General features: G+C 29.3%; 23 protein-coding genes and 1 pseudogene. 5 read left to right on the top strand and 19 right to left on the bottom strand.

What is annotated here, in order from left to right:
* Positions 1-11: 11 nt before the first annotated feature.
* The 4 genes from ACZYT4_RS07345 to ACZYT4_RS07330 all read right to left on the bottom strand — a co-directional run bounded on the left by ACZYT4_RS07345 (position 12) and on the right by ACZYT4_RS07330 (position 2,995).
* Entirely contained in the window at positions 12-626 is a 615-nt protein-coding gene (locus tag ACZYT4_RS07345) for a hypothetical protein (RefSeq protein ID WP_463784129.1), read from the bottom strand.
* A gap of 104 nt (positions 627-730) precedes the next feature.
* The gene (locus ACZYT4_RS07340; protein ID WP_463784127.1) at positions 731-1,630 is read right to left on the bottom strand and encodes a hypothetical protein; all 900 of its coding nucleotides are present in this window, start codon (positions 1,628-1,630) and stop codon (positions 731-733) included.
* Complete coding sequence (locus ACZYT4_RS07335; protein ID WP_463784125.1) at positions 1,599-2,621, bottom strand: zinc-dependent alcohol dehydrogenase; 1,023 nt, start codon at positions 2,619-2,621, stop codon at positions 1,599-1,601. Before ACZYT4_RS07335 ends, ACZYT4_RS07340 begins: the two co-directional genes overlap by 32 nt.
* Before the next feature lie 2 nt (positions 2,622-2,623).
* Positions 2,624-2,995 (bottom strand): hypothetical protein, encoded by a 372-nt coding sequence (locus ACZYT4_RS07330; RefSeq protein WP_463784122.1) that lies wholly within the window; start codon positions 2,993-2,995, stop codon positions 2,624-2,626.
* A gap of 127 nt (positions 2,996-3,122) precedes the next feature.
* Between ACZYT4_RS07330 and ACZYT4_RS07325 the strand changes: the two genes are divergently transcribed.
* The 4 genes from ACZYT4_RS07325 to ACZYT4_RS07310 all read left to right on the top strand — a co-directional run bounded on the left by ACZYT4_RS07325 (position 3,123) and on the right by ACZYT4_RS07310 (position 5,779).
* On the top strand, positions 3,123-3,680 hold the full coding sequence (locus tag ACZYT4_RS07325) for a TetR/AcrR family transcriptional regulator (RefSeq protein ID WP_463784120.1): 558 nt from the start codon (positions 3,123-3,125) through the stop codon (positions 3,678-3,680).
* Positions 3,681-3,771: 91 nt separating this feature from the next.
* Positions 3,772-4,101: a winged helix-turn-helix transcriptional regulator gene (locus ACZYT4_RS07320; RefSeq protein WP_463784118.1), complete on the top strand. Its 330-nt coding sequence runs from the start codon at positions 3,772-3,774 to the stop codon at positions 4,099-4,101.
* 93 nt (positions 4,102-4,194) lie between these two features.
* Positions 4,195-5,592, top strand: a complete 1,398-nt coding sequence (locus ACZYT4_RS07315) for an IS91 family transposase (protein WP_463784116.1) — start codon at positions 4,195-4,197, stop codon at positions 5,590-5,592.
* Positions 5,513-5,779, top strand: coding sequence for a hypothetical protein (locus tag ACZYT4_RS07310; RefSeq protein WP_087936652.1), 267 nt, complete (start codon positions 5,513-5,515; stop codon positions 5,777-5,779). Before ACZYT4_RS07315 ends, ACZYT4_RS07310 begins: the two co-directional genes overlap by 80 nt.
* Before the next feature lie 438 nt (positions 5,780-6,217).
* Here ACZYT4_RS07310 and ACZYT4_RS07305 read toward each other — a convergent pair whose 3' ends face one another.
* The 3 genes from ACZYT4_RS07305 to ACZYT4_RS07295 are packed head-to-tail and all read right to left on the bottom strand — an operon-like array spanning position 6,218 to position 7,894.
* Positions 6,218-6,979 carry an arginase family protein gene (locus ACZYT4_RS07305; RefSeq protein WP_463784113.1) on the bottom strand — a complete coding sequence of 254 codons (762 nt, stop codon included), beginning with the start codon at positions 6,977-6,979 and terminating at the stop codon, positions 6,218-6,220.
* A 12-nt stretch (positions 6,980-6,991) separates the two neighbouring features.
* Entirely contained in the window at positions 6,992-7,486 is a 495-nt protein-coding gene (locus ACZYT4_RS07300; protein WP_463784111.1) for a type 2 periplasmic-binding domain-containing protein, read from the bottom strand.
* An 18-nt stretch (positions 7,487-7,504) separates the two neighbouring features.
* Positions 7,505-7,894 (bottom strand): LysR family transcriptional regulator, encoded by a 390-nt coding sequence (locus tag ACZYT4_RS07295; RefSeq protein ID WP_463784108.1) that lies wholly within the window; start codon positions 7,892-7,894, stop codon positions 7,505-7,507.
* 106 nt (positions 7,895-8,000) lie between these two features.
* On the opposite strand from ACZYT4_RS07295, the gene ACZYT4_RS07290 reads away from it, so the two are divergent.
* Positions 8,001-9,011: an aldo/keto reductase gene (locus tag ACZYT4_RS07290; RefSeq protein ID WP_463784106.1), complete on the top strand. Its 1,011-nt coding sequence runs from the start codon at positions 8,001-8,003 to the stop codon at positions 9,009-9,011.
* A 36-nt stretch (positions 9,012-9,047) separates the two neighbouring features.
* Here ACZYT4_RS07290 and ACZYT4_RS07285 read toward each other — a convergent pair whose 3' ends face one another.
* The 12 genes and pseudogenes from ACZYT4_RS07285 to ACZYT4_RS07230 all read right to left on the bottom strand — a co-directional run bounded on the left by ACZYT4_RS07285 (position 9,048) and on the right by ACZYT4_RS07230 (position 20,604).
* Entirely contained in the window at positions 9,048-9,719 is a 672-nt protein-coding gene (locus ACZYT4_RS07285; protein WP_463784187.1) for an aldo/keto reductase, read from the bottom strand.
* 43 nt (positions 9,720-9,762) lie between these two features.
* On the bottom strand, positions 9,763-9,918 hold the full coding sequence (locus tag ACZYT4_RS07280; RefSeq protein WP_463784104.1) for a hypothetical protein: 156 nt from the start codon (positions 9,916-9,918) through the stop codon (positions 9,763-9,765).
* Positions 9,919-9,929: 11 nt separating this feature from the next.
* Positions 9,930-10,551 (bottom strand): annotated as a pseudogene (locus tag ACZYT4_RS07275) (aldo/keto reductase).
* A complete protein-coding gene (locus ACZYT4_RS07270) occupies positions 10,548-10,757 on the bottom strand; it encodes an aldo-keto reductase family protein (RefSeq protein WP_463784101.1) in 210 nt (69 codons plus the stop codon). The pseudogene ACZYT4_RS07275 and the gene ACZYT4_RS07270 overlap by 4 nt, the downstream one beginning before the upstream one ends.
* Positions 10,758-11,160: 403 nt before the next feature.
* The gene (locus tag ACZYT4_RS07265) at positions 11,161-11,787 is read right to left on the bottom strand and encodes an HAD family hydrolase (protein ID WP_463784099.1); all 627 of its coding nucleotides are present in this window, start codon (positions 11,785-11,787) and stop codon (positions 11,161-11,163) included.
* Positions 11,784-12,953, bottom strand: a complete 1,170-nt coding sequence (locus ACZYT4_RS07260) for a MerR family transcriptional regulator (RefSeq protein WP_463784095.1) — start codon at positions 12,951-12,953, stop codon at positions 11,784-11,786. The genes ACZYT4_RS07265 and ACZYT4_RS07260 overlap by 4 nt, the downstream gene beginning before the upstream one ends.
* 134 nt (positions 12,954-13,087) lie before the next feature.
* Positions 13,088-13,552: a pyridoxamine 5'-phosphate oxidase family protein gene (locus ACZYT4_RS07255; protein ID WP_463784092.1), complete on the bottom strand. Its 465-nt coding sequence runs from the start codon at positions 13,550-13,552 to the stop codon at positions 13,088-13,090.
* A gap of 1 nt (position 13,553) precedes the next feature.
* Positions 13,554-14,216: a DUF5680 domain-containing protein gene (locus tag ACZYT4_RS07250; RefSeq protein ID WP_463784089.1), complete on the bottom strand. Its 663-nt coding sequence runs from the start codon at positions 14,214-14,216 to the stop codon at positions 13,554-13,556.
* 678 nt (positions 14,217-14,894) lie between these two features.
* On the bottom strand, positions 14,895-15,650 hold the full coding sequence (locus ACZYT4_RS07245; RefSeq protein WP_463784087.1) for an ATP-binding protein: 756 nt from the start codon (positions 15,648-15,650) through the stop codon (positions 14,895-14,897).
* A 332-nt stretch (positions 15,651-15,982) separates the two neighbouring features.
* Positions 15,983-17,311 (bottom strand): ATP-binding protein, encoded by a 1,329-nt coding sequence (locus tag ACZYT4_RS07240; protein WP_463784085.1) that lies wholly within the window; start codon positions 17,309-17,311, stop codon positions 15,983-15,985.
* A 1,139-nt stretch (positions 17,312-18,450) separates the two neighbouring features.
* Complete coding sequence (locus tag ACZYT4_RS07235; RefSeq protein WP_087297501.1) at positions 18,451-19,284, bottom strand: hypothetical protein; 834 nt, start codon at positions 19,282-19,284, stop codon at positions 18,451-18,453.
* Positions 19,285-20,604 (bottom strand): AAA family ATPase, encoded by a 1,320-nt coding sequence (locus tag ACZYT4_RS07230; RefSeq protein ID WP_087297500.1) that lies wholly within the window; start codon positions 20,602-20,604, stop codon positions 19,285-19,287. It lies immediately after the preceding gene.
* Positions 20,605-20,751 lie beyond the last annotated feature (147 nt).

The following is a 20,751-nucleotide window of genomic DNA, read 5'->3' as shown; positions in this document are numbered from 1 at the left end:
TTTTAAAATAACTATTTGATATCAATTTTTAAATCTTTAAAGAAGGCTTCTGTTCCAATATCTACAAAAAATCCAACTGAACCTTTCAAATCTTTCCCATGTTTCATATCTTCTACAACAAGAATCAGCTTATCATTGATATAAAATGAAGCATGTTCATCTTCAATAACTGCTTTTAATTGAATCCATTCATTCAAATCAATATCAACAGGTGCTTCATATTGTGCAATCTGATGATTTCTAAAATATTCAAAAGTATATTTTGGATATGAAAAATACTGACATCCATGCGTTTTTCTCATAGGATCTTGACATTGTTTACCATTTGTTGGTCGTACATAAAATGACTCAAATTGCTTGTCATCATCTGTAATACGATAAGCAATACCTATAAATCCTCTTGCGAAATCTGGTGCATCAGGTAATAGACGACTTAACATTTTCACTTCGATTGTTCCATTATGAAATGAAAAATCTTTTAGTTTTGCATAAGTATTTTCATCAAATTCCATTATCTTTTCTGCTTTAACAACTCTCAGCACTTTTTCTCCATCTAAAATCACATTCTCAATATTTGTATGGACTGGTATTAAAGTCTCTTTGTTTAAATTCATTTGTTTTTCCATTGTTCTTCTCTCCTCTATCATAATATACTATAAAATCCATTGGTTTGTCAGTAGGCACCTTTTGGTAAGAAATAAAAAAATCCCATACAAAATTGTATGAGAGATTATTGTGATGAAGTTTTCATCACCTTATGTAATTGTTTTTTTCCACGTATAATCATAAAAAGTGCAATACAAATCACAACAAAGAAAACAACAAACCCTGTCGTCATATTCATTAATCTTTGTTGCATATAGTCATTCCCAAAGGCTGCAAACATTGATGTCTGCAAAGAATAAACAGAAATCAATGCAGTAGATAATGTAATCATTTTGCTGGCATGATACATTGGATTTGATGATTGACGATATTTGACACTGTTTATAATTGCTGAAATAAAACTATAAAAGGTATATCCAGCAGCGGCATATATGATATGACCTGGATATGTGGAAGCCTCTCCCTCATGAATCATATATACACTCATACCAATAATGGCTATGGTTAATGTGAAAAGCAAATATCCACATAAACAATATTTCTTTAATAATGTGATTTCATCATTATCTTTTTTTCTTACATGATGTAAAAGAAGAAAACGTTCCACACTTAAAATAATATAATAAAAAGCAACTGTTCCAAACCATAATGAATGATAATAGATTCCAGCAAATGCTTTATATACTGAATAAATGATGTTAATTCCTAAAGACAGATATAAAGATACTTCTGCTTTAAATGCTAGATCTGTATTGTAACGATGATATAAGCTATTCTGATCCAATATGTTTTTAAGTTTATTGATTTTTGTAGAGACAGCTAATATATCAATAATCAAAGAATATGCAGAAAAAAGATAAATAACATAGGCAATGATGGTATGATTCATATGATGAGAAAATATTATAAATAATAAAAGGAAAGTCAACCCATTTAACAAAACTAAATATTTCTTTTGAGGATAGAATATATTTTTAATGATTGTCTTGAGATTATTCATTGTCGTCAAATTTAATAACAACATTCAATGATGAATAAACATCTCCAGCAGTCTGAAGTGCTTTTTCTAATTCGTTCAATGAGAACTCATGTGTAATGATAGATTCAATATCCCAATGATGACTTGCCATGATTTTCATAACGTCTTCAACATCTTCAGGAAAATATCCTCCACTTCCAATAAGTGCCTGCTGAGCATAAGTCATATGAAGAATGTCCACTGGTCTTTCTCCTGCTTTTACTGCAACCACGACAATACGACTGAGTATTTTCCCCATTTCATGATATGTTTCTAAAATAGAATCAACTCCTGCAGCATCAATATAAATATCCACATCTGCAGTTGCTCCCTGTAATGAAGGTGCTGTTCCAAAATATGCCATAGCTTTTGTTTTCAAATCTTCTGAAGCTGTATTGCAAACTTCAAACCCCAATTTCTTAACAATATTCAATCGATAATCTGAAATATCGCATACCATAACTTGCTTGCATCCAAAATATTTTAACGTAATCGCTGCCGCAATACCAATAGTCCCCGCACCAAATACAATTGCCTTTTCATCTTTCTTCGGTTCACTTCGACGTGCTGCTCGACATCCAACAGTAAATGGCTCAATCAAACAAGCTACTTTATCAGAAATCTTTTCATCTACACTATACAATGAATGATTGCGTTTTGCATTAGGAATTTTTATATATTCTGAAAATCCACCAATTGTTCCAGCTCTTTTTGTATCACCTGTCGCAAAAAGGGGATATGGATAAACACGTTCTCCTACTTTAAAATCTGTCACTTGATCACCAACTGCAACAACACGTGAAACTGTTTCATGTCCAAATTCCTCACCAATCGTTACTTTATGTCCAGTATTGGGTCCATGATGATAAACAGCAACATCTGTACCACAGATGCTAGAATAAATATTTTTGATTAAGACATCATGTGCTCCAATTGAAGGTATAGGGACTTCCTGAATTTCAATATTTTTTTGTCCCATATATATTGCAGATTTCATTTCTATTTCACCCCTTTACATAATGGAATAAGACAAAGAAGTAAGACAATTCCTATCATTCCAACAATGATTCCTGGAATCATCAATCCTTCCCATACCATTGTCATACACATTCCAACACCCAAAACCAATGCCCCAACAATTCCAAATATAATAGTTCCTATAGCTTTAGCATTCCATTGAATGGCTGGTTTTCCTTGCATTTTTCTACGTACAACCATCATGATCATCAAGATAACAATTCCGATAGCTCCTACCACAATACCTTGTTGAAAAGCATTCCATTCAGTAATTAAACACATACACATACCAATCGCAAATAAAATCATTCCTATAGTTCCTAAAATCAAAGATATAAAATTTTCTTTTTTCATTTTCATGCCTCCTATTTGATACAAAAGGTTGATTTCCCTTCTTGCAGTATTTATTATGAGTCGATATAATAGAAGAATCAATCATCAATATTCCAATATGTGTTGGAATAATAAAGGAGTATCGATTATGAACAAGAAAAATAATCAAAGATTTAAAGATACGGAAATTTCTATGGAAGTTGCGATGTTGAATTTAATGAAAACAACGGAATTTAAAAAGATAACAGTTAAAAAAATTTGTGAAAAAGCAATGGTCAATCGTTCAACATTTTATGCACACTTTATAGACATCTATGATATGTTAGATAAAATGGAAATAGAACTCAGAAAAGAACTCTTAAATAGTTATGATCATTCTCAAAACAACATCGCTTTTTCTGAACAATCTTTTATTCAATTTTTAGAGCATATCAAAAAACATCAATATTTCTATAAAATCAATTTACAGACAAGAAAATCATTTCCTTTAAAACAGGGTTATGAAGAGCTTTGGAAAATTATTCAAACACGTTGTCAAAAAGCAGGAATTGATAGTGATGAAGAAATTATGTATTACTTCATTAATTTTCAAGCTGGTTTTACAATGACGTTAAAACACTGGGTCGACAATAATTGTCAATTGCCAACGCAGGAAATTGCCCGTATTATTAAAAACTGTATTCCTCAAATTTGGCAAACAAAATAGATATGAATAAGATTGCTTTTTAAAAATAGACATTTTATAATATGTAAAGTTAATAAAAATATATAGCCCTATCAATATGGGAGGATAGCTTATGATTAAAAAAGAAAATTTACCTGAATGTCCTGTTGCTACAACTGTTCAACTCATTGGCAGCAAATGGAAGCTCCTCATTTTACGAGATTTAATGACAGGAAAGAAACGTTATAATGAGCTTAGAAAATCGTTAGATGGAATTTCACAAAAAGTTTTAACTGCTACATTGAAATCTATGGTAGAAGATGGTATTGTCATCAGAACTGCTTATCCTGAGGTTCCACCTAGAGTCGAATATAGCTTAAGTGAGATAGGAGAATCACTTCGTCCTATTATCGATATTATGGGGCAATGGGGAACTCAATATAAAAAAACAATACAAAACTAAAAAAAGGACAAAATAAATTTTGTCCATGGCGATTAATCATCTTTGATGATTATCGCTTTTTTGTATTGTATAATCACCTTAGATGGTGTTCTTATGATTGATCTCTCTACTCCTGATACTCTTTTATACGATTCTGCTGTCTTATCTTCTTATATAAGAAAGAATACTAAAGAATCTTTTGGTTATATTTTTTTTGATAATATCGATTATATTACTAAGCTTTACAATGACAATAGAATGCGTGATGTGACTTATAAGAATATTCTCGATACTATCCTCTGTGGTTCCGTCTATCTTGGTTTTGATACGTATGAATGTCCTGACTGCGGTTTTGAAACGACCATCCCTCATACCTGCAAATCCAGGTTCTGCTCTAAGTGTGCCGCTAAATCAGCTAAACAGCGTTCCATTTCCATCTCTGCCATGACTTTCTCCTGCAAGCATCGCCATATCGTTTTTACTGTCGCCCAAGAGCTCCGTGATTATTTCATCAGAGATCGTTCTCTCCTCGACCTTTTATTCATCGCTTCCAGAAATACCATCAGCGCTCTCGCCAACGATGCTAAATTCAGAAAAAACAAAAGACTCGAAAAACACAGAAAGCTCCAAAAATCCTCTTCCCCCTATCTCTATAAGGATACAAAGGATAATGTTGTTTTTGGTGCCATCTCTACCCTTCATACTTTTGGCAGACCACTTGAATTTAATCCTCATATCCACATGCTTGTCTGTCAGGATGCCCTCAATCTCAGGAAGGACTGCATTAAAAGCCTTGCCTATATGGATTTCAATAAGCTCAGAAAAACCTGGATGTATCAAATCCTTGACCTTCTTGACAGGAAAATCAACACAAGACAATTCCATGCACTTAAAAATTACCTTTATAAAAACTATCCCGACGGTTTCTATGTCTATGCCAAAGAGCCAAAAAAAGACCAGAGCGAAGATGATGTTGATGATACCGTCGCATATATAACACGCTATACCAACAGACCTGTCATGGCAGAAAGCAGAATTGTAGAATATAATGACACGATCAAAATGATTCATTGGTTCTATAATCGTCATGAGGACGACAAAAAAATCGATGTCACTGAAAGAGTTGAGAGATTCATCCAAAAAGTCATCAGACACTGTCCGGATGAAAACTTCAAGATGACTCGCTACTATGGATTCTATTCCAACAGGTCGACCAGACATTACAATAGAATGGCTGAGCTTCTGGCTCATAAGCAGAAAAAGGAAACACAGTACAAGAAGGAAAGACAGGCCATCGCAAAAATTCAAATCCAGAAGACACATTTCCGTTATTTTATGATACAATCATTTCAGAGGGATCCCATCAAATGCAGATGTGGAATGATCATGAATTATGCTGAAACATATAATCCCTTTGAAGGAGGACGGAAGAATGACATCCCGTACAAAGAAAGATGCATCTACACATCAAAATATCTCAGAAGTCAAACCATTAACGCCAGAAGAAGTTGATGAAATGCTTCTCCATGATGACACATATGAATCAGATAAGGTACTTATGAAATGTGACAGATGCGGATGTGAAATGGAACTTGACGGATACATATTAAGTGAAATAGCGGAGGCTGATGGAGATGATGAACTGTCATGCATCTGCATGAAATGCGGAAAAGGAACAATGCACCAGGTCAAGAAATGATATATCTGGTTACGTTTTTGCATGCAGAAAAATAGAGTAATGATGGTGCATTACTTTTTATTTTGCTCATTGTTAATGTTTGCTTTAAGCATTTATCAACCAAACGAAACCAAATTCCTATAATACTAAAAAAGAATCGTATAATTTCAATTTACAGAAATCATATTTATCAATGCAATGAATATTAAGCCTTTGTTTGACTCCAATTTTCATTTACTGATCAATATATTCTGTATCAAAGATTATCTTATCATCCTTTTCAGGTATGATGAAATAATAGAGTTCCAATATGTTCCTCTAACAAATTGATTTGTTTCATAACAGCATTTATCAATATATATAATTGTCCAGCTGTTTTGGAAATCTTCCCACTTCAGCAACTTTAATAAAAGTATCTCATTGATGGTTATACATGCTTGATCATCTTTCCATTGTATATCAAATCATATAGCGAGATAGAAAATGATACAAAATATCATTAGTTGTATGGTTAATCTTTTGATCCTCTACCAACTGATTTAATGGTTCCTGTAAATTACATTCTCCACAAATATCTACACCTATGACTTCTTGATTTTGAAAAACTTCTTTTAAAAGCATTTCTAAAGTACGAATAGACATATGTCCCTGATTCCAGTTTGTTCTTGCCCAGTAGCGATCAAGAACATCTTTATCAATAGAAATATAAGCAGGAACTGACATATCTATTTTTTGAATTTCTTTTTGAGCAGAATCTTCTTCAATTTCATTGATGCTGATACATACCAGTTTCTTTTGAAAATCTTCAGGAATTTCTTTGATAGTTTTAGGACTTGGTCCAATCAATATCAACTGTTTTAAATAAGTGTTCTCTTGTAGCATTTCAGCTGCCCAACTCCCACAACTTGTTAAATCATGTATTAAAGGTTGCTGCATATCATTATGATGATCAAATAATACAAGAGAAAAAGGATAATGAATCTTTTCTGTAAATATTTTTGTCATATAATGATAGTTTCCATTATCTAAGAAATGAATCCCATGTGGTCCATAATGAGCAAGCCTTTTTTCTATTTCCTGCTTTGCTTCTGGTGAACAATACATTGTTGTTCCAGTTAAATCACTTAAATCTATTCTTTTGAGATTTTCAATATTTTTTTCAATACCCTGAGGATAGGTATGAGAAAAATCTAATAATAAATTTTCTACTTTTTCTTTCATGATGATCACCACCTATATTTGATTTGTTTCTTCTAATATTTTCTGAAATCCTTCAACGAAATTCAATATTTTTTGTGATGGATATAAAGGATACATTAACCCATAGGGAACATAATACTTTGTTTTTAAAGGAATGTTTACTAGTAATGGGTGTACATTTTTCCATAAATCAACTGACAACATTAAGCCATTCATCTGGTTGCATAAGTTAAATGTATCAATATCGTAAGCAGAAACATTCATGATTTCAATACCTGGATACTCATTTTCTATTTCATTACGTAACTCATCAATATAATCTGTATCTCCTCTTTCAACAATCATGACCTTATATCCATTCAAATCTTCTAAAGTTAAACTTTCTTTAATGGCGAGAGGATGGTTAATAGAGGCACTGATACACAATGGATAATTTCTTATATGTAGAATATGTGCACGCTGTTTAAAATGAGATGAAGGATAAATTCCAAAAAAGCAATCAATATCATCACCCAAATGATCTAACAAGTTATCAAAATGTTCTCTTTAATCACTAAATGAAACAATATTCATATTGAAATCCTGATATTGAGATTTCAATGCTTTAATCGTTTGAATATAAGGTGTGAAATGACGTAAAGGTGATGTTCCTATCACAATATCTTCAATACGATGCTTTTTCAATTCTTTAGCTTGTTTCATCACTTCATCACAAAATTGCATTAAATATTGAGCTTTTTCATAAATATATTTTCCTTCTTCTGTTAAAGTTAGTCCTCGATGACTCCTATCAAATAAAACAATATCCAAGTCTTCTTCTAAATGATTTATTTGTTTCATAACAGCATTTGGTGAAATATAAAGCTTTTCAGCTGCTTTAGAAAAACTTCCACAATTCGCCACAATAATAAAAATAGATAGATACTTATTGTACATATTGATTCTCCTCTTTTAACTAAAAGGTTAATACTATTATAGCATATTTGTACTTCTATGAATTCATAATTCCATATATAATTTTATTGAAAACAAGGAATAAAACATGGAAAAAAGAATGATTGGACAATTAGAAGTATCACCGATTGGTATGGGCTGTATGGGATTTTCTCATGGTTATGGTCAAATTCCAGATCGAGAATACAGTATTGAAGCCATTAGAAAGGCTTATGAATTTGGTTGTACATTCTTTGATACTGCTGAAACATATGGTCGTGATTTATATTGGGAAGGTCATAACGAAGACATTTTAGGTGAAGCTGTAGAGCCATTTAGAAATAAGATTATTTTGGCTACAAAATTACACATTCATGATGAAGAAGTTTCTGAAAATATAAATCTTTATGATTTGATTAAGGGGCATTTATTAAAATCATTAAAAAGATTAAGAACGTATTATGTTGATTTGTATTATTTACATCGTATTAATGAACTCGTTCCTATTGAAGATGTCGCTGTGGTGATGGGAAAACTCATTAATGAAGGTCTGATCAAAGGATGGGGATTATCACAGGTGGATGTGGATACTTTGGATAAAGCGCATAAGGTAACATCAGTGACTGCTGTACAAAATCTTTATAATATTTTAGAAAGAGACTGTGAAGAGAAAATCTTTCCTTATTGTTTAGAAAACAATATTGGTGTTGTACCTTTTTCTCCTATTGCATCAGGATTTTTAAGCGGCAAGATTACAACACAAACAGAGTTTGAAAAAACGGATGATGTGAGAAACTTTGTTCCTCAGTTATCAAAAGAAAACATTATTGGCAATCAACCTATATTAGATATATTAAATAAGTTTGCAAATGTAAAGAATGCAACTCCAGCCCAGATTTCTTTAGCATGGATGTTAAAAAAATATCCAAATGTAGTACCAATTCCTGGTTCTAAAAATCAGGAAAGAATTATCGAAAACTTAAGTGCATGGAATGTAGAATTAACTGATGAAGAATTTAATGAATTACAGAGTGCACTAGATCAATGCGAAATTCATGGACATAGAGGTATTGTAGAAACACAGCATCAAACTTTTTCAAATAACTGGAGAAAAGAATAATGAAGAGTATGTAAAAAACAGCAGTGATGCTGTTTTTTAATCATGTATTTTTCTATCAAGTACAGTTTTCACAAACTCCGGATCAAAATGTTTTGTTCTGGGACCTGAATATCCCATGTCTAATGATGCAATTTGTTTCATTTCATCGTCATTTAATTGAAAATCAAAAATATCAATATTTTCAATAATTCTTTCAATATGTGTTGACTTAGGAATCACAACAACACCTCTTTGAACATTCCATCTAAGTAATACTTGTCCAACAGATTTTTGATATTTTTTCGCAATCCCTAATAACATTTCATTTTCAAATGGGTTATATCTTCCTCCACCTCGTGGTGCCCAAGCTTTAGGAATGACATCATAATGTTTCATTGTTTCTAAAGCTTTTTCCTGTGTAAAGTAAGGATGTAATTCAACTTGATTGACCATTGGTTTGATTTTGACTGTTTCGCAGAAGTTTGTTAAAACATGGGGATAAAAATCAGAAACACCAATAGCCTTTAATTTTCCTTCTTTATAAGCATCTTCCATTGCTCTCCATGCTGAAAAATAATCACCCATAGCCTGATGCAATAAATATAAATCGATATATTCTAAACCACTCTTTTTTAATGAAGCATCAATTCCATAACGGGCTACATCATAGTTCTTCATATCTTGAACCCATAATTTAGAAGTAATAAACAAATCTTCTCTTTGACAGATGCCTTCATCAATAGCCTGTCTGACGGCTTGTCCTACGGCATCTTCATTTGTATAAGAAGCTTGCTGTATCTATTAAACGATATCCTACCTTAATTGCCTGATATACTGATTCCTGACATTCTTTTTTATCAGGAACTCTAAAAACACCAAAACCAACCATAGGCATTTTTAATCTGTTTGTTAGTGTGACATATTCCATTATTTCCACCTCTATTCTTCAAAATTACATTTTGTAGTTGCTAATCTGTGCAAAGATTCTAGTGTCACTTTATAGAATGGCTCATGCTTATTCACTTGCGCAATTTCAGCCATATTTTCATCAGTTAAAGTAAAGTCAAAAATATCAGCATTATCTTTGATATGTTCCTGTGAGCGACTTCCAGGTACTAATCCAAAGCCCATTTGTGTATGCCATCTTAAAATAATTTGAGCTGGTGTTTTATGATATTTGTTTGCTAGATCAACAAAAACTTTATCATTCAACATATCTGTATTTCCATGTCCTAAAGGATACCATGACTGTAAGGCTATATTGTGTTGATCACAAAACTCTTTTACAGCTTCAGCTGGATAATAAGGATGACATTCTACCTGCATAAGTGCTGGTACAATTTCACATTGATCTAATATTTCCTGGATTTTTGTTAGAAATTCCAATAGCTTTCATTTTTCCCTCTTTATATGCTTTTTCTAGCATTTTATAAGCATAGATATAATTATTCACTGGGTGATGCAATAACATAACATCAATATAATCCACACCTAATCTTTTTAAAGTCTCATCAATAGCTTGATCATTTTCATATAATGTTGGACCTAATTTTGTTTCTATAAAATAGTCTTCACGTTTTTTACCAGATTTTTTAATCCTAATCCAACTTCAACTTCATTGCCATATCTATTCGCTGTATCAATAAGCTGATAGCCATGATTTAAAGCAAAGCTTACATTATCAATAATTTGTTCTCCTGATTGATTAATTGTTCCAAAACCTAGTTTTGGTAACTTCATGTTGTTATTTAAAGTTAAATATTCCACTTTTACACCACATTTCTATTTCTTTAAATATATTTTAAGAAATTCATTGTGAAAAGTACAATATCAAAATTTAATACTGTTATTCTATAAACGCATAGTCAACATGAAAACAGGTTTTCTAAGGAAATATAGCCTAATTAATATAAAATAGGATAAAATAAATTTTGTTCACAGCGATTAATCAACTTACGTTACGTAATGTAAGTTGTTTTATATTATAATTCCCTTAATTTTATTAAACTTATTAAATAAAAAGTTATAACTTAAAAATTTCTGTTCAAATATAATTTTTTATTATTCTATCATCTTATTAAAATATTTCTAATAACTCACTAATATTCTTAATAACAAAATCAGCTTTGATTTTTTCATTTCCTTTAACGCCCGATTCTCCTCTATTAACTCAAATTGCTTTCAAGCCATAACTTATCGGTACTACAACTTCCCATAAATAGTGATCCCCTATCATACAGGCTTCACTAGGTTGAACATGAAACATATTCAAAACATTCTCATATGCTTCTTTTTCAGGTTTTCCTACACCTTGTTCTCCATCAATAAAAATACCATCAAACAACAATTCCATATCAAATCTTTTTAATTTTTCTCTTTGGAAGGCACTATCTCCATTAGTCAGCAATGCTAACAAATACCCTCTTTTCTTTAATTCCTTTAATGTATCAAAAACATCTTCAAACACATAAATAGCTTTATGCTTATAATGGGAATAATTTGAAACAAGCCATTCAACTATCTCATTATTATTGATTTCAAAATGCTTTAGTGCTTCACTTACAATCGACTTTCTTAATTCGTGAAAGGAAAAATTACCTTTTGGTCTTTTCTTTTCATCTTCCCATATAGAATTATTAACTTTGATAATTTCATCTGACATTTTTATAGCATTTATATTAATTTTATATTCTTCTATGCATTTTTGACATGTTAATTGCCATGCTTTTTCTGTAACACCACCATAATTAATCAATGTATTATCTAAATCAAATATTAATAATTTTACATCATTCATTTTGCCTGTTCTCCTTTTCTTGCTTTAAACATTCCTGCATGTGTTGTTAAATAAAATTTTTTGTTTTTGTTGAAATAGTCCTTTAAATATTCATAAAACTGTAATTTCTTTTTATAAAGTGGTTCTAAATTAGGACTTAAGCCTTTTCCACTCAATATAAACTGATAAAACAAATCTACATCTGTAATTTCATAAATTTCTTTTCTATCAAATAATTCTATGTTACAAAAATATTGACCAAGCTTTTCTTTACCATTTTCATATCCAAAACGGTTATACAATATTTTCTGATCAAATGATATTTTAGAGTCAAAATGTCCTATCATTTCATCTCTTTCTTTCATCATATCCTTCGCAATGGTTGAGCAATACAAAGTTCCATTCTTTTTAAGTACTCTATATATTTCTTTTAATGCTTGTTCTAAATTTTCAAAATACATTAAGACATGGTTAATGATAATAATATCAAAACTTTCATCTTTATAAGGTAAATGAAAACAATCAGCCAATTCATAAGATTTTATTTGTGAAATATTGTTTAGTTTTAAATAGCTTTCATCTACCATTTTTTGTGATATATCACTTAAAGTTATTTCAATATCTTCAGGAATTTTACTTTGATTACACTGCCATAATGTTCCATCTCCACATCCTATTTCTAATACTTTATCACCTGTATGAAACAAATAATGATTAAACATCCACTCATGAAAGTTTTCATCAAAATGAGTATGTTTATGATGAAACAAAACTCTTGTCTTTAATCCTTCTGGTGTTTCAAATTGAAGCTGTAAATTCTTTCTATTTTGGATTTGTAAAAATTTGCTATATATATCTGAAATATTTGTAATATCTCCATCTTGCAGTTCATCTATAAGTGATAACATTGTTTTGATATTCGTTAATTGAATATTTAACAAATCTTTTTGCATAACAATCTGTTCTTCAATGTTTTTATCCCTTATAATATGTTTTATTTCTTCTAATGTATAACCTGCCTTCTTTAAAAGTACCATTGTTTGCAGTTGAATAAAATAACTTTCATCAATATATTTTTGACCATTTTCAATAACAGGATGAATGATGTCGATTCTTTCGTAATATCTTAAAATTCTTATTGTTGTATGACTTCTATCAGCAAATTCTCTAAAACTATATTTTTTCATTTTCTTCATCTCCTGATAAAATTATAGTTTGAAACGTAACGTTACTGTCAACAAAAATTTTTTGATAAAAATAAAAAAGAAGCTAAGTCTTGTATGAGAATCATGCAAAGCTCCTTATGGTTTTGTATTGACTATTATTTATCTTTAATATTGTAGTATTTCTCTATATATTTGCTTTGATTGATATATAACTGTTCAATAATGGGTTTACCATCTATATAGTTCCATCTTTGAATAAATGTTGGTTTAACAACAAATAACTTTTCAGACTCTAATGATGAATATGATTCAAAAGATGAAATGAAATATTTCTTAAAATCATTTATAAATATTTGATTATCCAAAGGATGTCCTATTTCTTCACATAATCCTTCTATTTGAATGTTATCAATGCACAAAGCAACATAATTATTTTTCTTAATATCTTGATATTTACGAGAAGTATCATCTGTCTGAAAATAAAAATATTGATCATTTATAATAAAACTCATTTTTCTAGCAGAGACTTTATTGTTGTAACAAGTTGCAAGAACAATTTTAGCATGATTGCCTATTTGTTTATAGACTTGCTTTAACTTTAATTCGAATTGATTTTCCATACTATCTTATTATTCCCCCATGAAACAAACACTCATATATTTTTTGTGACTGATAATATATTTTCTCATTGCCACTAAAAGAAGTTATATCTCTCTCAATATCAGAAACATAAATGTATTCTCCTCTTTTATAAATTTCCGGTCCTCTATAAGGTCTTTTCTCACTCACCAGCAACAATGCTTCTTTTAAAAAATCACCATTAAAACGATTAGCTAAAACCTTTCCGTAATAATTCATTGACCAACATACCTTGTCCTTATTATAAACAATTTCTTGACCACTAAAAGATGATACTCCAAAGAAAGAATCACAATACCTATACTCGCCTTCTTCAAAAATGTAATCATGAGCTCCTTTTCTTAATGACTCTATCTTATTTTTCTTACCAGCATATGTTAATTTCTTTGCTTTAACAATAAAATGAGTTAGTGAATCAGAAGTCAAACTCTCATGTGCTTCACTTATACAATCATCTTCTTTAATTAACGTATCAATTGTTATGCCAAAAATATCTGATAAATCAATAAGATATTCCAAGCTAGGTGAAATAATTCCAGCCTCCCATTTTGTGATAGTTTGTCTTGAAACACAAATCTTTTCAGCTAGCTCCTCTTGAGTTAACATATTCTTTTTTCTGTAATAAGCTATCTTTTCATTATACATTTTTTATGACCTCCTTTTTGAAAATTTTATTATGATTTACATAAAGATACTAGCACTTATAGTTTACTTTTCTGCTACTTTGAGGTATTTTTTTTATCTTTCGATAAACTTTATTTTCATATACATTTTATAATCATAACCTTTTCAATTTTATTCTGTACCATTATAAGATAATATGAAGTCATCCCCCCCAAGTTGTTAAATCGTTAGTTTCACTTCATAATATTTCATTATTTATAATTCCAATATTCAAAATGATCATTTGTTATCGATAATCTTCGCAGTGACTCTTAAGGCACTCTATAAAATAACTTTATCAACTTTACAATAGAATTTATATTTCTCACAAATCATCACTATAACAACAAGGCGAAAAAACTTTATAAAAATTTCTTTATATTGCAAAAATCAAAAAGCATAACGAATTTGATTAAACAAAGGTTATGCTTTTTTGAGTATTATTATTTATTTATACTGTAATAGTAACAAAAAATCAAAATCATTTCATTTGGAGTTGTTAAGTGTACTGTAAGAGTTATTACTTCATGATGCTTTCAATTCCATTTGCGTTCCACGTGTTCCATTTGTGTTCCATTTGCGTTCCAATAATGAATTAATTTATTTTTTTATACTTAGTTGCAGTACTTTTTCCTATCATTTCAAGAACTCCTTCATCTCTCATTTTTTTGTAAAAGTAGATGCTTGCTTTCGTGTACATCTACATAAGTCTCTTATAGTTTCATTATTAATAGTCTCGTGATTCTCTAAATATTCTAAAATTAAGCTTTTCGATTTTAGGTAAGTGATGGCTTGATCTTGTGTATATTTAACATCAGATTTGACTTGTTGATAAGAGATTGATGTTAACATATATACTCGACCAGATAGCTCAATGAGATTATATTTTTTCAAATGATTAAAAGCACGCTTAACTTCGTTCTCAGATTGTTGTGTGATTTTCTTAGCAGTAGATAAATTAATTGTTTTATTTTCAAACAAATATCGTAATATCATAAGCTCAGCCAACGAAAAAGTTTTCATTAATTTATCTTGTGTTTTTGTTATAAATTTTACGAAACCTTCATCTTCTAATACACTATATAACGTTAAACAAATAGCATCATCATAGACAGTATACTCAGGGTATGGTTTCCCCATCGTGACCATTTCTCGATACATGATATCAATACCTTGACCCGATCTTTGAACATAATGTAATTGTTGCAAAGTTTCTGCTATTAATTTGTTTCTTGGTAATGATGGATGAGTAATTATATTGTCAGATGTAATATCAGCCATAAAGCCACCCGGACTTTCGATAACTAATTTATCAGTATAATGTTTAACATAAATTGACGCAGGACTATCATAACGACGATGAGTATACGCATTCAAGATTGCCTCTTGAAAAACTCTTTCAGATATAGAATTCACTTTAGATAGTGTGGGAGTTAGAAAGTCAATAATAATATGTTATAAGAAATGAAAAAAGCACAAAAAAGTCTAAAAATACTGAATAATCAAGTATTTAATAGACTTGTATTTATTTCAAGCTATTTCAATTATTCACCAATGCATGATAAGCTTTATTTTATAAGTATTATTTTTGCTGATTTTTAACTTATTTATTATACTTTTTTATTAAATTTATAGCTATTATTATTTACAACATTTTTGAGTGTCAAAACGATGTCATCATATAAATTAATATTTCTCATATAATCTCGACTAAATCTCGACTAAATCTCGACTAAATCTCGACTAACTTACTTATTTAAAATCCAAGAAGTTCTATCTTCGGAATCTGTCTTTATATCACCATTCTTTCTCAAAGAAGCTAATAAATTTCCAATTTTTCTTTCTTTTTGATTATCGTTTAATACATCTGGTAACTTATCCCAAAGCAATACTCTTAAATCTTTCTTCTTTGCTTTTTGATATTCTTTTAAATAATTAATAATCAAATCTTTATAATACTGATCATTAAATGCTTTATTCTTTATATACTCAGCTTCATGATCTATATTCTTTGATATTGAAGCAGATAAATATAAATTAGATATTCTTCCCTCAACTAATTTTAGTTTTCTAAGATACGATGCACTTTCTTTTGAAATTTCTAATCCTTTTTGAACTCTATCTAATAAAAATACTGTTTCCAAATCTAATTCAGGATGTTCATATAATATATGCATGTATTCATCATTTAAGATTTTTCCGTATACCGTTACAGATACTTGATTATAAGTATTGAAATCATAATCAGGTAAGGGAAAATATTTATCTTTTTGTATCTTAAATACTTTTCTTATTCCCATAGTTGCAGTATCTATCATATGAAATTTTACCATAGTTTCAGCTAATAGTTGATTTCTATAAAATGGCGGATTATAACTAATCTGTAAAACTGTTTCTATATTTTGAGGTATAAAATCGCCCGGATTTGTTATTTTGATTTGATCTTCAAATTCATTAATATATATTCTTCCTCCTAATTGAAAATTAGAATGTGCTAAGCAGTTATTGAGTAATTCTCTTAAAAGCCAAGTATCATACTGTTGTGTTTCTATTGGAAATAATGTAAGTTGATTCGGTATATAACGATATGTTAAATTTCTTATTTTTGAAAATATTTTATCAATAACATTTATAAAGGGAATTGTAAAAATTTCGTAATCTTTCACTTCTCCCTGACTTCCATAAAGACGCCACATAAGTGTAGGAGGTCTAGATATCAAATAATCATAATCTGAATGACCTAATAATAACATAGCAGCATTTGTAACTTTCCCATCATATAATAATTTCATTTTTGTTAAAAATTCTAAATCATCCATATTGTCTATTTCTTCAACAATATGTTTTTTATCCATTTTTTCTTTATATTTTGTTCTTGCAATTTGAATAGCATCTTTATCTAAGTGGCTAATAGAGGCACCTTTGACAATTTGTTTAGACCAATCTAATCGTTCTTGTGAACGAATTTCATCAATTTTGTATTGTTGCAAAGGTATAAGGCTTTCACCAGATCTTGCATAATACTGATTTTTCCAACTGGTAGGAAACCCTGTTACTGCTGCAGGAATTTTAAACATGAGAACTCTATATTCTTTTTCATTAACAATTGGTTTTAATTCAATGATTTCAATGAAACTAATATTATCATTGGTACTTTTAGATATTTCATACTTAAATTTTTCTAATAAACCTGATCCATTTTTAAAATTTGTACCAACTATTCTCTTGTTATGATTTTCACTAATTCCAAAAATTAATCAGCCATATTGTTGTCTTTTCAAATTAGCTTCATTACTTATTGCTGAAAAATATTGTCCAATTTTATTAGTATCATATTGTCCTTTTGCTTCTTTAAATTATACAATTTCATTTTCCCAATGATTCATTAATTCCATAAGAATCTCATAATACTGTGCTAATAAACCAGATTTGTCATAATTAAAAATTTCCACGATTTTGCCTCCTTTCCTAGATTAATATATTATACCAAATAAAAAAATAAGTTAAAACTGCTTTATCAATTTTACAATAAATTCTTTATTTCTCATAAATTATAAAAAACGATGACAACAAAAAAACCTTGAATTCATCAAGGTTCTTTAATCGTTATTATTCACCAACGTATGATAAGCTTTAAAATATTTTAGTTTTATTAAGTATTTTTATGGCTGTATTTAGTGTAATTTTATCTTAGTTTCTGCAGATTATTTTTATTTACAGAACATCTTAGTACCAAAATAGTACCATTAATTAATATAGTATTAGTTGCTAGATATATCATTAATTCTTTAGACCAGAAATTACCCAATAACTAATACAACTTTAAAACTTTTTATCTTATCCGAACTCAACTTTTGCAAATCGTTCCTTCTTATATCATATTGCATTTTGTTAATTTTATCCAATATTAGCAGATTATACCCATTTTTGATTTTTTAAATTACATAATGTACTCAAAATATACTCAGATCGAGTATATAATTCAGCATCCATTATAAAGTTAATAATGATAACATTAAAACAACACTCTAAAATCTTACGATGTGTAAAAATTGTACAATCAAATTTTTCAACTGTTTTTGAGAAAAGAATTTCCAGTAGATTTACAATAACACGCTATCTTTTCACATTTATTTTTAAAGAAAAATTTAAATTGGAAATACAGTTATGTGTCTTACAGTTGTATATAGTGTTACTATATACATAAACTATATTTTCATACATCTTCGATTAATATAATATCTGTACAGTCTTGTACATCCGAGGAATTATCTGTTATTCTATAACCCAAAATTAACATTTTACCCAATACTTCTTCCGTATATTTTATTGGATTGTCAGTTGAAATTATTTTTCTCGTTAACTCGCTAAAAATATTTATTAAATCATGACCATTACAAATATATTCGCTGGCATATTTTTTTTCAAGTAACAATTTAACTTTTGAATAAATATCTTCTCTTTCTTTATTAAGATTCATTCTTGCCACAAAATACTCCAAAAACTTTTCATCATCATTATTTAACAATTTCTTATAATCGAGGCCTTCAAAACAAAAATTATATTTTTCAATATCATTTAGTAATCTTAGAATTCCTAAAATATACGCTTTTTTATATAAAATATTTTTTAATACATCATCTTCTAATTTCTTATTTTCAGAAGAAATTAACGTATTCACCTCAGAAAATACAGAGGATTGAATCAAAACATTTTCTAAATCAATATATTTATAATAGTACAAATTATCAATGCTCTCTATTTTATCCCTGACAAAATCATAATCTAAATCTATCACACCAACTACATTATTTTTCTGCCTTCCATTCATTATAGAAATAACTTGCTTTACATACTCCTTATTTCCTGAACATTGTTTTTTATTTGCTACTCTAACCAGTCTTTTTTTTAACCCACCACAATGTAAATGTTCCCAAAAATATTTATCACTTTGTCCTTCAACAATTAAATACTCTTTGCTTATCATAGAAAGCTCGGTTGCCAATTCATCAGGAGACAAACTCATTTTTTCTTTAGTACTTTCTTTCATTTATTCATAATCTCCTAAAGTATCCACTAACTCCCAATTATCATTGATTATCTGTGGAGAATGAGTTGCAATTAAAATAGAAAATCCATTCATTTGAACAATTTTTTTCATATCATCCAAGAATTCTCTTTGCCAACAAACATTCAATGAAATTTCTGGTTCATCAATTAAAATTAATTTTTCTTTTTCACCCTTAAAAATAAGATTATATAGTAGAACTAATTCCTGTTGTTCCCCTGAAGATAACAATCTCAACTCTAAATTTTTATTTGACTGTTTTTGTAATACGACAATTCCATTATCTTTACTAATAAAAATCTCCTTATTAATGCCAAATTTATTGGTTATCATATTTTTAAATAATACAATCCTATCCGATATACTATTAAGTGATTCGAGTTTTATTTTCGTATCTTGATAATATACTGATAAAATTGCAGCTGTACTTTCATCCAAACTTTTAGGATTTACATTAACATTGAGAATTTTGTCATTACTCTCTTCCAATACCCCTGCCTCTACATGCTTTTTTCTTAACTCATCTATTTTCTGCATATTATTTTTTAATTCTTCTACTGAAAATTGTTTGTGTTTCTCTATTGCCTTTAAAATCTTGGATGGAAATTGTTCGTCAAGTTTTTGGGAAGTATTGGCATACTCTGACAAAATGTTTTTAATATTATTACGCAATTCTTCAGAACAATACTCTACTGCAAATTTCTGTACAAATTCACTTCTTCTATCTTCATCATATGGATAAATTCTTTTCAATCGTTCAGTTGTTATTAACTCTATCTGTATATCAGAAATTAATTCTTGCACTTCATGAGGTATTGTAACAAGGTCATTCTTTACTTCTTCTGGTAGTTCATCAAAATATGTATCTATTACTTCAGATAAAGTTAGCACTTCTCCCCCTCTCATATCGTAAATCATATTTCCTGGTCTTCTTCTTAATGAAGGAATGGCTCTTATCCAAAATATAGGGGAATTTATTTTACTATTTTCTCTATAACATTTTTCTAATACTTGTGAATCCACATGATATTTCAAACTTTTTATTGTTATTTCTTCATCTTCAAGATATTCATTAATTACTTCGATTTTTAATACATGACTTGATATTATTAATTCGATATAATCAAATTGATATTGAAAAAGATGGCTATGATTCTTGGAAAAAATTGCATTTAGAATATTCAACATTGTAGTTTTCCCACAACCATTTTGTCCAACAACAACCGTAATTCCACCATCTCTGAAATTTATCTCATTATCAAATAAACCAAACAGTTTCTTTACAAAAAGTTTTTCTAACATAACAATCTCCTTTAATTTATATATTTTCAAACTATTTCAAAACATCAACAATCATTTCTAACTTCGCTGATTCCCTATGTTTCAATTCTTCTACCGTATTAAAAACAACATACATCGATAAATCAAATTATCTCGTTACTGATTCTA

This window comes from Massilimicrobiota sp. mt181, from assembly GCF_055420065.1.
This window is presented reverse-complemented; position numbering and strand designations above follow the sequence as displayed.

Excerpts from the sequence above, each read along its gene's own strand:
- ACZYT4_RS07310 (WP_087936652.1), top strand. The coding sequence starts at position 5,513 with ATGACATCCCGTACAAAGAAAGATGCATCTACACATCAAAATATCTCA.
- ACZYT4_RS07265 (WP_463784099.1), bottom strand. The coding sequence starts at position 11,787 with ATGAATGATGTAAAATTATTAATATTTGATTTAGATAATACATTGATT.
- ACZYT4_RS07255 (WP_463784092.1), bottom strand. The coding sequence starts at position 13,552 with ATGGAAAATCAATTCGAATTAAAGTTAAAGCAAGTCTATAAACAAATA.
- ACZYT4_RS07330 (WP_463784122.1), bottom strand. The coding sequence starts at position 2,995 with ATGAAAAAAGAAAATTTTATATCTTTGATTTTAGGAACTATAGGAATG.
- ACZYT4_RS07325 (WP_463784120.1), top strand. The coding sequence starts at position 3,123 with ATGAACAAGAAAAATAATCAAAGATTTAAAGATACGGAAATTTCTATG.
- ACZYT4_RS07320 (WP_463784118.1), top strand. The coding sequence starts at position 3,772 with ATGATTAAAAAAGAAAATTTACCTGAATGTCCTGTTGCTACAACTGTT.
- ACZYT4_RS07250 (WP_463784089.1), bottom strand. The coding sequence starts at position 14,216 with ATGTATAATGAAAAGATAGCTTATTACAGAAAAAAGAATATGTTAACT.
- ACZYT4_RS07315 (WP_463784116.1), top strand. The coding sequence starts at position 4,195 with ATGATTGATCTCTCTACTCCTGATACTCTTTTATACGATTCTGCTGTC.
- ACZYT4_RS07240 (WP_463784085.1), bottom strand. The coding sequence starts at position 17,311 with ATGTTTAAAATTCCTGCAGCAGTAACAGGGTTTCCTACCAGTTGGAAA.
- ACZYT4_RS07345 (WP_463784129.1), bottom strand. The coding sequence starts at position 626 with ATGGAAAAACAAATGAATTTAAACAAAGAGACTTTAATACCAGTCCAT.
- ACZYT4_RS07260 (WP_463784095.1), bottom strand. The coding sequence starts at position 12,953 with ATGAAAAAATATAGTTTTAGAGAATTTGCTGATAGAAGTCATACAACA.
- ACZYT4_RS07280 (WP_463784104.1), bottom strand. The coding sequence starts at position 9,918 with ATGGAATATGTCACACTAACAAACAGATTAAAAATGCCTATGGTTGGT.
- ACZYT4_RS07340 (WP_463784127.1), bottom strand. The coding sequence starts at position 1,630 with ATGTTGTTATTAAATTTGACGACAATGAATAATCTCAAGACAATCATT.
- ACZYT4_RS07230 (WP_087297500.1), bottom strand. The coding sequence starts at position 20,604 with ATGTTAGAAAAACTTTTTGTAAAGAAACTGTTTGGTTTATTTGATAAT.
- ACZYT4_RS07235 (WP_087297501.1), bottom strand. The coding sequence starts at position 19,284 with ATGAAAGAAAGTACTAAAGAAAAAATGAGTTTGTCTCCTGATGAATTG.
- ACZYT4_RS07305 (WP_463784113.1), bottom strand. The coding sequence starts at position 6,979 with ATGAAAGAAAAAGTAGAAAATTTATTATTAGATTTTTCTCATACCTAT.
- ACZYT4_RS07290 (WP_463784106.1), top strand. The coding sequence starts at position 8,001 with ATGGAAAAAAGAATGATTGGACAATTAGAAGTATCACCGATTGGTATG.
- ACZYT4_RS07295 (WP_463784108.1), bottom strand. The coding sequence starts at position 7,894 with ATGTACAATAAGTATCTATCTATTTTTATTATTGTGGCGAATTGTGGA.
- ACZYT4_RS07335 (WP_463784125.1), bottom strand. The coding sequence starts at position 2,621 with ATGAAATCTGCAATATATATGGGACAAAAAAATATTGAAATTCAGGAA.